At 40.8% G+C, this 15,683-nt stretch carries 14 protein-coding genes; 6 read left to right on the plus strand and 8 right to left on the minus strand.

The window, feature by feature from the left end; genetic code table 11:
• Nucleotides 1–2: 2 nt before the first annotated feature.
• Nucleotides 3–2,741 carry an isoleucine--tRNA ligase gene (ileS, locus tag CH377_RS12575; protein ID WP_100724139.1) on the plus strand — a complete coding sequence of 913 codons (2,739 nt, stop codon included), beginning with the start codon at nucleotides 3–5 and terminating at the stop codon, nucleotides 2,739–2,741.
• A gap of 13 nt (nucleotides 2,742–2,754) precedes the next feature.
• Here the strand turns inward: ileS and CH377_RS12580 are convergent, their stop codons facing one another.
• The 3 genes from CH377_RS12580 to CH377_RS12590 form a co-directional block, all read right to left on the minus strand.
• Nucleotides 2,755–3,441, minus strand: a complete 687-nt coding sequence (locus CH377_RS12580; RefSeq protein ID WP_100724140.1) for a DUF1003 domain-containing protein — start codon at nucleotides 3,439–3,441, stop codon at nucleotides 2,755–2,757.
• Nucleotides 3,442–3,459: 18 nt separating this feature from the next.
• On the minus strand, nucleotides 3,460–4,203 hold the full coding sequence (locus CH377_RS12585; protein ID WP_100724209.1) for an LA_1326/LA_4305 family lipoprotein: 744 nt from the start codon (nucleotides 4,201–4,203) through the stop codon (nucleotides 3,460–3,462).
• 61 nt (nucleotides 4,204–4,264) lie between these two features.
• Nucleotides 4,265–4,627 carry an STAS domain-containing protein gene (locus tag CH377_RS12590; protein ID WP_100724141.1) on the minus strand — a complete coding sequence of 121 codons (363 nt, stop codon included), beginning with the start codon at nucleotides 4,625–4,627 and terminating at the stop codon, nucleotides 4,265–4,267.
• Nucleotides 4,628–4,740: 113 nt separating this feature from the next.
• Between CH377_RS12590 and CH377_RS12595 the strand changes: the two genes are divergently transcribed.
• From CH377_RS12595 to CH377_RS12610, 4 genes are all read left to right on the plus strand, one after another.
• Complete coding sequence (locus CH377_RS12595) at nucleotides 4,741–6,567, plus strand: hypothetical protein (RefSeq protein ID WP_100724210.1); 1,827 nt, start codon at nucleotides 4,741–4,743, stop codon at nucleotides 6,565–6,567.
• A gap of 21 nt (nucleotides 6,568–6,588) precedes the next feature.
• Entirely contained in the window at nucleotides 6,589–7,305 is a 717-nt protein-coding gene (locus CH377_RS12600; protein WP_100724142.1) for an amidohydrolase, read from the plus strand.
• 66 nt (nucleotides 7,306–7,371) lie between these two features.
• Nucleotides 7,372–7,683, plus strand: a complete 312-nt coding sequence (locus tag CH377_RS12605; RefSeq protein WP_100724211.1) for a DUF485 domain-containing protein — start codon at nucleotides 7,372–7,374, stop codon at nucleotides 7,681–7,683.
• Entirely contained in the window at nucleotides 7,683–9,221 is a 1,539-nt protein-coding gene (locus tag CH377_RS12610) for a sodium:solute symporter family transporter (protein ID WP_100724143.1), read from the plus strand. The genes CH377_RS12605 and CH377_RS12610 overlap by 1 nt, the downstream gene beginning before the upstream one ends.
• A gap of 20 nt (nucleotides 9,222–9,241) precedes the next feature.
• Here CH377_RS12610 and CH377_RS12615 read toward each other — a convergent pair whose 3' ends face one another.
• From CH377_RS12615 to CH377_RS12635, 5 genes are read right to left on the minus strand one after another with little or no spacing between them, the layout of a single operon-like run.
• Nucleotides 9,242–10,336 (minus strand): AI-2E family transporter, encoded by a 1,095-nt coding sequence (locus CH377_RS12615; protein ID WP_100724144.1) that lies wholly within the window; start codon nucleotides 10,334–10,336, stop codon nucleotides 9,242–9,244.
• The gene (locus tag CH377_RS12620; protein ID WP_100724145.1) at nucleotides 10,329–10,856 is read right to left on the minus strand and encodes a cyclic nucleotide-binding domain-containing protein; all 528 of its coding nucleotides are present in this window, start codon (nucleotides 10,854–10,856) and stop codon (nucleotides 10,329–10,331) included. Before CH377_RS12620 ends, CH377_RS12615 begins: the two co-directional genes overlap by 8 nt.
• Nucleotides 10,857–10,858: 2 nt before the next feature.
• Nucleotides 10,859–11,416 carry a lipoprotein signal peptidase gene (locus tag CH377_RS12625; protein ID WP_008594863.1) on the minus strand — a complete coding sequence of 186 codons (558 nt, stop codon included), beginning with the start codon at nucleotides 11,414–11,416 and terminating at the stop codon, nucleotides 10,859–10,861.
• Nucleotides 11,413–13,116 carry an ABC1 kinase family protein gene (locus CH377_RS12630; protein ID WP_100724146.1) on the minus strand — a complete coding sequence of 568 codons (1,704 nt, stop codon included), beginning with the start codon at nucleotides 13,114–13,116 and terminating at the stop codon, nucleotides 11,413–11,415. The genes CH377_RS12625 and CH377_RS12630 overlap by 4 nt, the downstream gene beginning before the upstream one ends.
• Before the next feature lie 11 nt (nucleotides 13,117–13,127).
• On the minus strand, nucleotides 13,128–14,171 hold the full coding sequence (locus tag CH377_RS12635) for a Gfo/Idh/MocA family protein (protein ID WP_100724212.1): 1,044 nt from the start codon (nucleotides 14,169–14,171) through the stop codon (nucleotides 13,128–13,130).
• Nucleotides 14,172–14,262: 91 nt separating this feature from the next.
• Here CH377_RS12635 and CH377_RS12640 point away from each other — a divergent pair, with 91 nt between their 5' ends.
• The gene (locus CH377_RS12640) at nucleotides 14,263–15,675 is read left to right on the plus strand and encodes a UDP-N-acetylmuramoyl-tripeptide--D-alanyl-D-alanine ligase (RefSeq protein ID WP_100724147.1); all 1,413 of its coding nucleotides are present in this window, start codon (nucleotides 14,263–14,265) and stop codon (nucleotides 15,673–15,675) included.
• Nucleotides 15,676–15,683 lie beyond the last annotated feature (8 nt).

Raw genomic sequence — 15,683 nt, forward strand, 5'->3', positions numbered from 1 at the left:
CTATGAAAGAAGAAGATAAGAAGAATCCATATTCAAATACCGTAATACTTCCTCAAACGGATTTTCCTATGAAGGCCGGGCTTTCCACAAGAGAGCCTGATCAGATCAAAACCTGGCAGTCTGAAAAGATACTTCGCAAAATGCAGGAAAAAAGAAAGGACCGTCCTCAGTTCATTCTTCATGACGGACCTCCTTATGCAAACGGTAACTTTCATACAGGACACGCGCTTAATAAGATCCTAAAGGATATGATCGTTAAGTCCAAATTTTTCGCGGGCTACCAAACGGACATGATCCCCGGTTGGGACTGTCATGGTCTTCCGATCGAAGTTCAGGTACTTAAGAACCTTGGAAAAAAAGCAAGAGAGATCGGCCCGGAAGAATTAAGAAAACTTTGTAGAGAATATGCGGAACAATGGGTCCAAAAACAAGGACAGGACCTTTCTCGTTTCTTATGTTTTTGGGAAGAAGGTAAGATCTACAAAACGATGAGCCCCGATTTCGAGGCAAAGATCGTAGAAGTTTTCGGAGATCTATTCGAAAAAGGTTATGTATACCGAGGCAAAAAGCCTGTATATTGGTGTATAGAACTTGCGACAGCTCACGCTGAAGCGGAGATAGAATATTATCCTCATAAATCTCCATCCATTTACGTAAAATTCCCTATCAAAGGGCAGGATGGAAAATTCTGCCTGATCTGGACGACTACTCCATGGACTCTTCCAGCAAACCTTGCAATTAGTTTTAATCCTAAATTCGCATATTCGTTTTATGCAACTCCTAACGGAGAAGAATTACTTATTGCAGATGGACTAAAAGAGGCGGTAGAAAAAGCTGCCGAAGTCCAACTCGTTAAAAAAGAATCCGTCTCCCAAGAAACACTTTCTAAAATGATCTTCCGCCATCCATTCTTGGATCAGGATTCTATTCCTCTTTTTGGAGAACATGTGACTCTGGATGCAGGAACTGGAGCAGTTCACACTGCACCAGGACATGGACAAGACGACTATAAGGTCGGTTTGGCTGCTGGTTTGGAACCTTATTCTCCTGTAGATGATTACGGTAGATATACTGACGAATTCCCGATGATGAAAGGGATCAAGGTCTGGGATGCAAACCCTAAGATCGTAGAATTACTTAGAGAAAAAAATCTACTTCTTCATTATTCTGAATTTGAGCATAGTTATCCTCATAGCTGGAGAAGTAAAAAACCTTTAATCTTCCGTGCGACTCCACAATGGTTTTTCCAAATGGATTACCAGCAACTCAGGGAAAAATCCTTAGAAGCGATCGACAAAGTAAGCTGGATCCCTAATTGGGGAATTACCAGAATTCGCTCCATGGTAGAAACTAGACCCGACTGGTGTCTTTCCAGACAAAGAAACTGGGGAGTCCCAATCCCAGCATTCACTTGCGAAAATTGTAATGAAACTCATCTAGATGCAAAATCCGTAAAGTTCTTCACCGATCTTGTAAGAGCCAAAGGAATAGAGATCTGGTATAGCGAACCTGCAGATTCACTTCTTCCTTCTGATACAAAATGTTCCAAATGTGGATCTTCCTCTTTCAGGAAAGGCAAAGATATTTTGGATGTTTGGTTCGACTCTGGAGTTTCTAATTTTGCAGTATTAAAAGAAAGAGGCAACGAACCTCCTGCAGATCTGTATCTGGAAGGTTCTGACCAACATAGAGGTTGGTTCCAATCCAGCCTCTGGCCTTCCATGGCGTTACGCGGAATTCCTCCTTATAAATCCGTTCTTACTCACGGATATGTTTTGGATGAACAAGGAAGAGCAATGTCCAAGTCCTTGGGCAATGGAATAGACCCGACCACGGATATTATCAATGTATATGGAGCCGATATACTCAGACTTTGGGTCAGCTCTCAGGACTTCAGAGACGATGTGAAAGTCGGAAAAGACGGCCTTAAGATCATCGCCGATAATTACAGAAAAATCCGAAACACATTCAGATATCTTTTAGGTAACTTATCAGGACATTCTTCAGACCAAAACCTAAATGTTTCCGATTTGGAAGAAGTAGATAAATACTATCTATCCAAACTGGCACAACTTGCAGAAGAATTAAAAAACCATTACGAGAATTATCAGTTTCACCAAGTATATCAGAAACTTCTTCTATTTTGTACTGTAACACTTTCCCAAGATTATTTCGAAATGATCCGAGACAGAATGTATTGCGACAGAAGGGATTCCAAAACCAGAAAATCTTCCTGCACTACACTCCAGATCATATTAGAAACTCTTTGTATATACTCGGCATCTATTCTAAGTTTCACTGCGGAAGAAGTTTGGAAAGAGAATGGTAAGAAAGAGTCAGTATTTACTGAAGAATTCCCGGATCTTTCTTCTTTCAGAAATAAAGAACTGGAAGTTAAGTTCGAAGAAGCATTGACTGCAAGAGAAACAGTCCATAAATCTTTGGAGCTTGCAAGACAGGCTAGCAAACTAGGAAAATCATTAGAAGCAGCAGTAGAGATCTCCTCTAAATCGGAGAATAAACTTCAAAAGGATTTTTCTTTAGAAGCCTTGGAATTGATCTTTACCGTTTCTCAGGTTAGTTTTGAAAAATCGGATAGAGAACAATTGTCTGAATATTCGGACGAACATTTTTCAGTTAGAGTTGTAAAACCTAAAGAAGAAGAATGTCCTCGTTGTTGGAGACATCCTGCGGAAGAAAGACATAACGGTCTTTGTAAACGTTGTGCAGCGGCCGTCTAAGGCCGCAGATACTCTATTTACGATTTCCTAATATTTGCATCATCTGCATCTGGATTTGCTGGATCTCAGTCAACCTTCTCCATTGGTTCTTGAGAATATGATCAATCTTTTCATGAAGATGTCGGATCTCAAGCTCAGCCTTTAGATTGATCTTGTAATCCATCTCGGATCTGGCTCTATCTTTTGCTTCTTGTCGATTCTGGCTCATCATGATGATAGGTGCCTGGATCGCAGCTAAAGTAGATAAAAGTAAATTAAGCAAGATAAATGGATAAGGATCAAATCTCCAAATGGAGAAGAATACATTGATACTGATCCATACCGCCATGGACAATCCGAACATTGATATAAATGTCCAACTTCCTCCGAAGTCAGCCACCTTATCCGCGACCCTTTGCCCGAAAGTTAATCCGGATTGAAATGTTTGGTTTAGATCTTCAGAGATCAATTCCTGGTTTTCCAGACTATTTTTAACTTCTTCTTCCAAGGAACTCAATTCTGAAGTTTCCTTTTGGATCATTCCCTGGATATACTTCATAGTAGCCAGATTCAATTCTCCCAAGGAGACCATCCGGCTACCTTCTTGAAATCTTGGATCTTTTTTGATTAGATCCAAAACCTCAGGATTGATATATTCGAAAGATATTAAGTCTTTAGGGTCCGTAATCGCAGGATTTAAGCAGCAATTTTCCGCATCCATGCTCGAATCCCTTCCGGATCAAGGTCTGTCGTTTTCGTCGGTGAGTTTGACAGGCTGGTACTGTTTTCTAGGAGTGAACTTGTATTTACTCGGATTTTTCATATCGAAAACTACCCATTTGCGTAATGGAAGTCCATCGATCTGCCCGAAGTCCACATTCTCGCCTTCTGCGATCTCAGTTCCGTCAAAACCGTGAGCTAATCTGATTTTTTCGATCCTGGTCCAACGGCTAAAATCCAGGGCAGCATCCCTATCCACAAGCTCACGTTTGACCCGTCCGAATAGAAGATTGATCTTACCTTCTGCCGCCCAAAGAACACAACTAGTAACCTCGTCGAAGGAGATCACCGATTGTGTATCATCATATTTGGAGATTATAAGAAGAAGTTTATCGTTCGGCAGATTTTTTAATGTATAAGGAAGGTCTCTTGCGAGTAGATCCAATTCGTGATCTGAAAATACAAAATCCGAAAAATAACCTACGGAAGAACGTTTAGAATATCTTAAATTTCCAAAGTAATCTTTAATCTTGGCCTGATCCAATTGGATAGGATGCTCCAATTTAATATCTTCATTCTTGGAAGTTTTATCAAAATCAGATAGGTCAGAAACGCTGATCGTAAAAAACCCCATTCCTTCGGAGCGGAACATCCGGTCCTTAAAAAAATAAGGATAACACCCGGAGAAACTAAACGCTAAAAAAAGGATCAGGGAAGTACGGAGAGCTTTTCCCTTCATAAAATCTAAAAGTGAAAAATTCATTACAGGACTCTTGCCGAATTGATTCATCTATTTGTTGGAACTTTTTAGAAGAGTTTCCGGTTCATTCTACTGTCAGAAATTCCCGAAAGTCGGGGTATTTCTCCAGAAATTCTTCGATGGTGTACAGATTTACAATTCTGTCTAGACCGGAAAGCCTAAAAACGGAATGTAGGGACTTATTTAGCCCGAATATATTTACAGTTCCTTGATGGTCCCTGATCTGATTTCTGACTTTGATGATAATGCCGATCCCAGAAGAGTCGATAAACTTTACGAGACCCAAATGAAAACTGACCACGGGGGGGTATCCCTCCCGAACGCTGTCCTCGAACTCCAGGTAAAAGTCCCTGGAATTATCCATCAAGATATCCTCCTGGACCGAAAGTACCAGGTGATTTTCTCGGGCGAGACTTTTAAGAATCATGGGAAAATAACAGGCCCAGGAATTCAGAGTATGTCAAGAAATAAGTATCTTTGTTGATTTATTTCGCCAGAAAGCCAAGATACAATCAGAGCGGTTTCCAAGGAATCCAGTCCATGTCCGAATTCGATAAAACCAGAAAAAGTATCGGTGCTAATAACCTAGATGATAAAGCCAGGCGGGAAATGTTCGACAAGTTCCAGTCCGCCGGCGGAAAAGTAGTCTCTGATAAGGATAAAAAAAGGGAAGAATCTCTTCGCAAACAAAAAGAGCAACCCCAAGTCCGCCAAGGTGCAAGAAGCCAAGCCGGGGGAAGAGACCCAAGACAAAACCAATCTTCTCAATCGGGAAGATCATCCGTAAAACAAGCACCTTCTAAACCAAACCCGATCATGGATCGTAAGGCATTAGAAGATGAAATGGGAAATTTTTTCAATCGTATGGCGGTCCGATTCAAATGCTGGATCTCCCGCGTAACGTCATTTTCTTCCAGTGACCTTCTACCTGCTTTTATGTCCGAGCTGAATATCGCAGGAAAAAAAGCGCTTCTGGAAATGAACTTCGTAGGGAACGACCTATTAGGAAACCCTGCATACGCTTCTAAAATCGCAAAGGAACTCGACGGACAAAATCCTCTCTACATAGAACTACTTGGTAGAATGCACAAAGCCTATGATAGCACTGAGCTGAATCAGCTTTTAGAAGGGCATAACGCGGCTCCCGATCTTCCTGTAGCGGTCACTAGAGTGAGACAACCTCTCTATTCTATATTCAAAAAACTGTATTATATGTATCCGTTCCAAGGTTCTTATGTAAAAGCGGTAACCTTGGGCTACCAGGCTTTGGAAAAGCTGGAAGGTAAACCAGCTACAGTTTATAATACCAAAAGAAAAAGGGCACTACAAGAATTCGATGTCCTCTACGGAACCATTTTTGATAAACTCTACCTTGCGATTCTCAGAAGTGAGGACAAAAATATCCCTCTTTTGAGCACATATATGGAGAATGTTCTGGGAATTCTTCCGGAAGAAAAACTAGGCCAAAGAAAACAGGGCGAAGAGTTAGACGAAATCTCCGGTGGGGTTCATCCAGAAGAAGAAGATACCGAAGAATCTCCGGAAGAAAAACCGATCGATCCGGAAGAAGGCCTTAGCAAAGAGCTGAAATACGGCCTAAAACTCATGAGATCTTTACCTTTGGATCAATTAAGAAAACGTCATGATGCCAGGGGAGAACATGAACTTCTCCCAGCGGGGGACAAAGCCTTCTTGACCTGGTTATTTTTCAAGGAGTTCGACGAGGAATATTCCTTCGTAATGACTACTAAGAAGATAGATCTAAAACCCACAATCGCGGCCGGATCTAAAATCGATTACCGTGAAAAACTGATCGATCTTTATGAGACGACCAGAGGGATCCACGAACAATTCAGGATCTACGACCAGTATTACAAAGAACTGGAAAACCATCTCAAAAATCCAGGCGCAAATTATATTGAAGCCTCCAAAAAAACTTCTGCCCTGGAAACTAAAAGAAGCCAACAGTCGCGTAACGTAAGAGTTACCGCTAAGGATTTTCTCCAGAAGGGAGCTGAACTTCTTTCCAAATTGATCGCGGATATGAAAGGCAAAAAAGAGATCGTGACCAATATGGAAACTTTAATGACTTTCGATCTGATGGAATCCAAAAAGAGATTGAATAAGAAACCAATAAAGCAGTGTATTATGGAATCTTATTGTTATGCTCTGGCGTTTTCCGAACGTTTGGAAAACGGAGATCTTTTCGGCGGAGTTCCTGAACTTTCCGCTGAGGAGATGGAAAAAGAATTCGGTATCAAGGCTGCAGCTGCTACTCCTGAAGCAGAAATTTTAAGTCCTGGTACAGAGTCCGGTGACGGAGAAGACGATAGTTTCGGTGTGGACCCTTCCATACTTTCCGATTAAATTCAAAGTCGCAGGTAAAGAGTGACCTCAGTAAAAATTACCCTTTTCCAAAAGGATCTATCCCAACCGGTTTCTCCTGAACAAAGAACCAAACTTTCTAAGGAAAAATCGGATTTCCTCATTCTTCCATTATACTTTCCAGGAGGAGGAAACGGTTCTCCTGAATCATTGGCTTCTCGTGCCAAAACTTTTTTAGATGAGATATTCGCAATCTCAGAAGTTTATAAAGGTGCGATCTTTGGCGGAGGAATGTTCCGAAGAGACGACGAGGGTAAATTAAGATTCTCTATTCCTATCGTGCAGAATATAGTATTAGTAGATTGGTACGATGTAAAAGGATTATCTTCCGAAGATTCTCCTGCAATCCCTGGCTCGGGCGAAGACTCTCTGATCCTAGGGGGATTTCGTTTTGGGATCTTTGCAGGTAAAGAGATCCAAGATAAATCCAAGCTGGAAAAATTAAAATCTGACAGGATTAATTTGGCATTCCATTTGGATTCTGTTTCGGATAACGGTACGAACTATTCCCAAGATCTTAAAAATTACGCGGATCTTTCCTCTCAGTACGGGATGTTCTTAGTACGTAGTTCCGGTTACGGTCTTCCTTTCGGTAAAAAAAGGATAGGAAGAAGTCTACTTTCCACTCCAACAGGAGTCACTTGGAAAGTGGCAGAGACAGAACAAGAGAAAGAGATCATCAAGACTGTTAACATAAACGGTATCAACGGTTTATTTTAAAAAAGCTTTTTATCCTTGCCAACCGGAGGTATAATTCTATTCTCTCCGCCGTTCCAAGGACTTCATATGAAGATAAAAGCTCATCAATTGATCGAATCCATCGAGTTTAAAAAATTAGTACGGACTAGATGGACAGTTAGTTTCGTTTTATTGTTTTTCCTATTCCTGAACTATTATGGATTTATACTCATCATCGCCTTAAAAAAGGAATGGATTACGCAAAAGTTAGGAAATTTCGGCAATTACGGATTATATGCGGGCGCATCCGTAATCCTATTTTCCTGGTTACTCACATTCTTATATGTTTTCTGGGCCAATCGATATTACGACCAAGAAGTAGAAGTATTAAAATCTAAATTAGAATCGGAGAATAGATAATGGAATCCTCTCTTGGGCAACCTAACTTCATCTCCGTTCTATTCTTCGTAGTATTTGTAATTCTCACATTGGGGATTACTTATTGGGCCGCTAAAAAGACCAAAACTTCCAGTGAGTTTTATGCTGCGGGAAGGTCCATTACAGGTTTCCAAAATGGTCTAGCTCTTTCAGGAGATTTCATGTCCGCGGCTTCCTTCTTGGGAATTTCAGGAATGGTAGCTTTAAAAGGTTATGATGGGATCATCTATGCGGTCGGTTGGCTCGTAGGTTGGCCGGCGCTCATGTTCCTTTTAGCGGAGCCATTGCGTAATTTAGGAAAATATACTTTTGCAGACGTATTAGCTTTTCGTTTAAAACAAAAACCTATTCGTATCGTCGCATCCGTCGGCGGGATTTTAGTAACGATTACCTACTCTATCGCTCAGATCGTTGGTTCTGGAAAGTTGATCAACCTAATGTTTGGACTTCCTTATGAGTTGGCTGTCCTGATCGTTGGCGGGGTCATGCTTTTATACGTTTTGTTCGGTGGAATGATTGCAACCACTTGGGTACAGATCATCAAAGCATGCCTTCTTCTTTTCGGAGTCACCCTGCTAGTAATTTTATCAATGGCACAATTCGGTTTCAGCTTGGAAAATTTATTCTCCGCAGTAGAAACAAAATTCGGGAGAACAGCATTAGAGCCAGGAGGTTTTGCTTCAAGCCCAATTGATTCTATTTCCTTGGGACTTGCCTTAATGTTCGGTCTATTAGGTTTACCTCATATTCTAATGAGATTTTACACTGTGCCTGATGCAAAAGAAGCCAGAAAATCCGTTGCTTATGCCACCACTTTCATAGGTTATTTTTATATCATCATTCCGATCGTAGGCTTCGCTGCGGCAGTTCTCATCGGAAGAGAACAGATTGCGGGAATTGATAAGGGCGGAAATATGGCGGCCGCACTTTTAGCTGAGTTACTTGGAGGCACACCATTTTTAGGATTTATCGCAGCAGTAGCATTTGCCACAATCCTTGCAGTCGTTGCGGGTTTAACTTTAGCAGCTGCTTCTACCATTTCTCATGATCTTTACTTCAATGTATTTACAGAAGGTAAGGCAACTGAAGACGAACAAGTCTCTGTTGCGAAGAAGGCGACCGTTGTATTCAGTATAGTAAGTATTCTTTTGGGGATCTTGTTCAAAGATCAGAACGTTGCCTTTATGGTGGGATTGGCATTTGCTATCGCGGCAAGCGGAAACTTCCCCGCATTATTCCTATCCATTCTCTGGAAAAATTTTAGCACAGTAGGTGGAGTATTCTCCATCTTAATCGGTTCTGTTTCTGCGACCTTGTTTATAATATTTAGCCCTACAGTTTGGGTGGATGTTTTTAAATTCGACCAGGCAATCTTTCCTTTAAAAAACCCTGCGATCGTTTCCATGTCCTTGGCATTTATTTCTGCATTCATTTTTTCTAAATTGTTTCCAGACGAAAATGCTGCCGCAAAATTCGAATCTGAAAAAGTCAGAGTTTATTTAGGAATTGGAGCAGAGTAAAGAAACCAAAGCTGCTTTGTTCAAAGCAGCTTATGATCTTTCATAGATCTATAAAGAGAAGCGATCGTCACTTTTAGGATGGCGGCGAGTGGAACCGCAACAAGCATTCCTGCAATTCCGAGCAAGCTTCCTCCCACAGTGACTGCACCTACGACGATCACAGGATGCAGAGAAACTGCATCCGAAATGATGACGGGTTGAACAAAAAAGTTATCCACCGCTTGTGCGATTAATACCACAATCAAGATCGCAACCATCAATTCATACATTCCCATTCCGTCGTTGATCGAATTCGGAGTAAAAATCCCCGCACCTTGGGTCAAAGTCATGAATAATGGAGGAACCATTCCGATAATAGGTCCTAAATAGGGAATCGAGTTTGCGATTCCCGCAAATAAAGCAAAAATATAAAAGAACTTTAAGCCGATCACATAGAAGCCGATCATAGAGATCGCAGTAATAATCGCACTTTGGATTACCAAACTTCTTAAATAATTAGTAATCTGTTCGTTGATCTTTGAAGCTACCATTAAGGTCATTTCAAAGTATCTATTCGGTACGAGACTTACTATATTCTTATATACGCCGTTCCCGTTTAACAGAAACAAAAATGCGAATAATGGTGTAACTACCAAGTATCCGATCAATGTGGGAATTATAGAAACCAAACCGCTTACCTGAGCATGAATCATTTCAGCTGCTTGTTTTACTAATTCATCAGGGCGAATTGTATCTTCCCAGCTTGCAGGATAATCATTGAATCTAAGCTGGAAACCAACTACCAGATATTTAAACTTAGCATCATCTATATCCTGTTTCCAACTCTTCATGATAGGTTGCAAAGTAGAAACGATCGGAGGCGCAACCTCCGTGGCAATCAGATAGATAGGAAGACAAAGTAAGAAAATGAGGATGGCAACCGAAACGATCCTGGGCACTCCCAATGTTTCGAAGTAGTTTATGGTTCCGTTAAATATATAGAACAGAATTAAGGATAGAGCGATCGGCACTATAAGAAGTTGCAAGCCGATTGTAAAAAATACGATGGCCGCCCCTACTAAAAAGAAAAAGATAGATCGGATTACGTATGTAGAGAGCGGTTTCGTATCAGGCATTTTTTTGTTTGCCCTTATAGTATGCTTTTTCCAATAGCTGATTGGTTTTCTGGAGTCTTTCTACCACAACTCCGGTAAGACTTAAAAGTATCTCGATTCCAATCTTAGGTTTGGTCTCTATAATTTCTTTTAAATCAGGCTGGAAAAATCCGAGTAAGGTAGAAGGTTCTTGCGCGACCGCAGTTGCTGTCCTTCTCTCCTCGGAGAACAAGGAAAGTTCTCCGAAGAATGAATGTTGATCAAGATGGGCCAGGTCCAATTCGACCCCGTCTCTAACAGAGCGGATCGCGACCTTTCCGTCAAAGATCATATAAAATCCTGCTCCGGCCTCTCCCTGTCTGAAAATTTCCTCTCCCTCTGAATATTGTCTAACGTGGACAAGCCTTGCTATCTCGTGCAAAGTCCTTCTTTTTAATTTTCCGAATACGGAGGTCTCTCGCAGGAAACGAATTATCTCAGGATTGGAGGTCCCTTTTTTCTTTATTATCTTTTTCCAGATGGGAAGTTGTAGGAAATTCAAAACTACTTCTTATCCTCTTCGATTTTCATAGTCAGGATCAATATTACCAACCCAACGCTTACGCAGGAGTCTGCGAAGTTGAAAGCAGGCCATCTATCAATCAAAAGCCAGTTCGGCCAATCAAAGTCTAGGAAGTCCACAACTCCGATAAACCTTCCTTCATAACGATTTTCTACAAATCCGAACTCAGCTCCGATCCCGATAATTTTTACAAAAAACTTATCTATAAAATTTCCGAATGCTCCCGACATTACAAGAGCCCAACCTGCAGGATGTCCCAGATCAGAATTTTTCCAACGATACGCAATTAGAACTAAGATAGCAACCGCTGTTAGAGCCAAAGAGGTTCTTGGGAAGCCCTGAAAAAGACCCATCACAAAACCGGTATTGAAAGTCAGAGTTAAACGGAAAAAATCTCCGAGCAATTCGATCGGGTTATGAGGTCTTAGATATAGTATAGCGATGTATTTGGTAACTAGATCTATAACTGTTCCAACAATCACGCTTATGATAAAGATAGGGGGATATACCTCTAAGAACTTCTTTTCGAAATATTTCACTGACGATTCCTTTTAGAGCTGAATTTATTTTTGATAACGGATAGAGCAAGGAGGATTCCAAAGAAAACGGATACTCCGTAAGCCACCATTGCTTGAGTTTCGATCCCTTTATCCAATCTATCGGTTCCATAATGGATACCAAAAAGTGTAAATGCGGCACTGATGATCTGATGACCTAAAGAATACATCTTCTTAGTATGTTGTTCCAGATCCGGAAGTTTATAGGCCTGCTTTCCTCGGTTTAAATTTTTAACCGCCTGTAATAATTCTCCAGGCAGAGAAACCGCCTGTCCCCAGATACCACCTTCCTGGACTAGAACCTTCTGCCATTGGTTCTCTCCTTGGAAGACCAGACCCTTAAATGGTTTTTCACCATAATCCAAAACAGTGCGGTATGGATCCAAATTTGCAGTAATTCCAACAAGAAGACCTAGAACTCTTTCCAATGGAACAAGAGCGGTCGGTAATTGGATCATTCGTAGAAGTCCACGAAGACTTGAATTGATCTCTTTTAAAAATTTCAGATCTTCGGGAGTATGGATCTGTTCGAACTTAATATTCTTAAATGAATCCGTATCAGATAAAAACTTAGAAAGTTTTTCCATGGAATAACGGACTACTTCTTCCAACTTCTCTCTATCCGCTTTTTTAGAAACAAGTCCTAACTCGTCAAGAGCCTCAACAAGCGCAGGATAGTCCTTTGTCATTGCGCAAAGAATGATCTTTCTAAGAGCGATAGCTTGGCTAGGAGGGATTTCCCCTACTGCTCCGAAATCTATAAAACAAAGTTTTTCATCCGGAGTATAGATCATATTTCCCGGATGAGGATCTGCATGATAAAACCTATATTCAAATATCATAAGGATATAAGCTCTGATCAGAAGATCAACCGGCCTCGACTTTGCTTGTCCTTTTTTTAAAGTACCAGCTTGAGTTATACGTTTCCCTTCTATAAATTGAGCGGTCAAAACGCTCTTTCCGCTCCACTCGGGAATTAACTTAGGAAAAACATAATCAGGCTCTTCCGCAAAATACCTAGCCATACGGTCCATGGACTCTGCTTCTAAACGAAGGTCTGTTTCTCTTCCTACTAATTTTGCTATTTCCTTATGAACTATTTTGAAATCGAATGTGACCAAAAATCGGTTGATCCTTTTTAAGAACTTACGAACTGCCTTTAGATCTTTTTCGATAATATCTTCAATACCGGGATATAAAATTTTAACTGCTACTTTCTCTCCTTTAAAAGTGGCAGAATGAACTTGTGCGATGGACGCAGATGCAAGAGGAGTTTCTGAAATATCCGGAAACACTTCTGCGATTTCTTTCCCGAATTCTTTTTTGAATCTTACCTTAATTTCTAAAAATGGATGTGGAGGAACACGATCCTGTAAATCCTGCAAAGGTTCCGTAAAACTTTCAGGGAATAGGTGAGAAAGAGATGCGAAATACTGACCAAGTTTTACATACACTCCTCCCATTTTCAGGAAGAAGTCCCTACACTCGAATCCCAATGATTTATAAAATTCTAATTCTCTTTCCTCTCTTGATTTGGAAGAAAGAAACAATCTTACAAATTTATAATACCAGAATAGACTGAATATTTTTTTCCATAGAAAGAAGCTACCTCTATAGTATCTTCCTCTTGCGGAATAAGAAGGCAATTGATTTGAATTTGTAGATTGGGAATTTGAAGGCATAGGTTTTAGATTTACGAAACTGTTCTAATTTCGGCGACGGTTTTGATCTTATGTAAAAGTTCCATGATGCCTAGATTCTCTCCGATATCCCCGGTTATTCTTGCTGATTTTCCCGTAAGAACATTACGCATCTCCGCATAAAGGTTCATAAACGGGTTCGATCCGAGGAATGATTTTTCGGGAAATGAGACTTCCGTCAAACTATTAAATCCCTTGTATTTCTTGGAAGGTTTAGAAACGAAAAGTCTCATACCATCGTTGGATAGAAGGATACGGGCCTCCGAGGTCATAATATCCATCTCGAATTGAAAATACTTCCGAGCACCCCCAGCTTCCAAAAACACGGCGGGTCCGGACTTATATTCCAAGAATGCGAGTGCTCTATCTTCGATCGGGATTCCCTTTCGCCTAGTCAAAGAAGAACGGATCCGGTCCGGTTTTCCCAAAAACCAATAGATCAAATCAACCGCATGAGTTCCATCATGGAATAATGGTCCAGTCCTTCCTTGGAAAGCCCTACCAGGGGCTAAGGCGGAAGTCAAAACGGAAGCGCGGATCGTACGAATTGGTCCGTACTTTTGAGAGTCCAAAACATGCTTTGCCCATACATATTTAGGATGGTACCTTCTCTCATGATTGATCCAAATTCGGATCCCTTTTTTACGGGAACTTTTTTCCAGATCCTTCGCTTGTAAAAAAGTTTCACAAACCGGTTTTTCTATCAGAAAATTCTTAACACCTCTTTCGATCCATTCGAGAGCATTTCTATAGTGAGATTCGGAAGGGCTCGAGATGATCGCAAGATCAGGCTTATATTTAGAAGGTAAATGATCAGGATCGGAGAAGGTGACGTGCTCTGGTAATTTCCACTGCTTACAAAACTTTTCCCTTTTATCCGGATTAGGATCGATACCTCCCAGAAACTCAAAATTCCTTTTACCCCAAGAAGAAAATAGAACACCGGAATGAGTGCAAGGTTTGGATCTATACGGATCTTTTTCCAAGGAAGAAGCAATCCTTCCCAAACCGATTAAAACAACCTTGGTTTTTCGCATCCCGCATACTTGAAAACCGGAACCGGAAGCTTGCAAGAGGAATTTTTAAAAATAGACTGCGAGTATTTTAGGTAGGAAGATATTGGGTCTGATGAAAGCCCCATTCCAATACGATCCTGAAACAGTAAGAAGGATACTACAAAGTCCATCCGACTTTTCCTTTCAAAAAGAATCGGAGATCACAAACATCAGTACAGCATCCGGAATGGTGGAGCCTGGGTCCTTATTCGTACCTTTAAGAGGAAATAGGGACGGACATGAATTTATATTAGATGCCTTGGAAAAAGGAGCCTCGTATTTTTTATGTGAGAAGGATCATCCAATTTTGGAAAGCCTTAGCTCAGAACAAAGATCAAAAGCGATCCAAGTCAAAGACACATTACTCTCTTTAGGAAAGCTCGCTACATTCCATAGATCCAGATTTAATCCGATATTGATCGCGGTCACAGGTTCCAGCGGAAAAACCACCACAAAAGAGATCTTATCCTCTTGCCTTTCCCCTTTGGAAGAAGGTTTGCTGGTCACTGAAAAAAATTATAATAACGAGATAGGAGTTCCATTCACGTTATTCAATATCAACTCTAAGACTAGATACGTAGTGTGTGAGATGGGAATGAACCATGCTGGTGAAATTTCCAGACTGACCAAAATGGCAAGACCGGATTATTCACTCATCACTACTATTGGGACAGCACATATAGAATTATTAGGTTCCAGAAAAGGGATCGCAAAAGCGAAAGCAGAAGTCCTGGAAGGAATGAACAAAGGTGGATTGCTATTCTATCCAGAAACGGGAGAATATAAGAATTTCCTAAAGCGCCGATGCCTACGTTACGGGATCAAGTTCAAATCGGTCCCGCTTAAAAGAAGAATAGAGATATTAGAAACCAATCGGGACGGATTTAAGATCTCATTCTTAAATTCTATACTGGATTGGAGCCTACCCGGGATCAAGTTACTGGAAAACCTAGCGTTATGTGTTTCCCTTTTGGAAGATATTGGAACTCCTACTGAATGGATACAGAACGGCATTAAAAACTTTAGAGCCGGCGACAAACGTTTGGATTTCCAGGTAGGGAATTATAAAATCCTGAACGACACATATAATGCAAATAGAGAATCCATGTTATCTTCCCTAGAGGCATGTTCACAGATATCTGGAGAAGAAGGATTTTACGCAGTGTTAGGTGACATGAAAGAAGTGGGGAATTATTCCCGCAAATTCCATACCGAGATCGGAAGTTTTGCAGCAAGTTTAAAGAACTGCAAAGGTATCTTTCTATTCGGAACAGAATCTTCTCACGCACTCAAGAGTTTCCGAAAAAAAGCAAATCAGGGACTTCTATCCTTCTCCTTTTCAGGCGATGAAGAAGGACTCAAAAACTTAGTAGATACGATCCGTAAAGAAGTGCCTCCCGGCTCTTATCTTTTAGCAAAGGCGTCCAGAGGAATGAGATTAGAAAGAGCGGTAGAAGAATTAAATTCCAGGACCAACGGTTCTTAAATGTTTTC

The sequence above is a fragment of the Leptospira haakeii genome (assembly GCF_002812045.1).
Taxonomy (GTDB): Bacteria; Spirochaetota; Leptospiria; order Leptospirales; family Leptospiraceae; genus Leptospira_B; species Leptospira_B haakeii.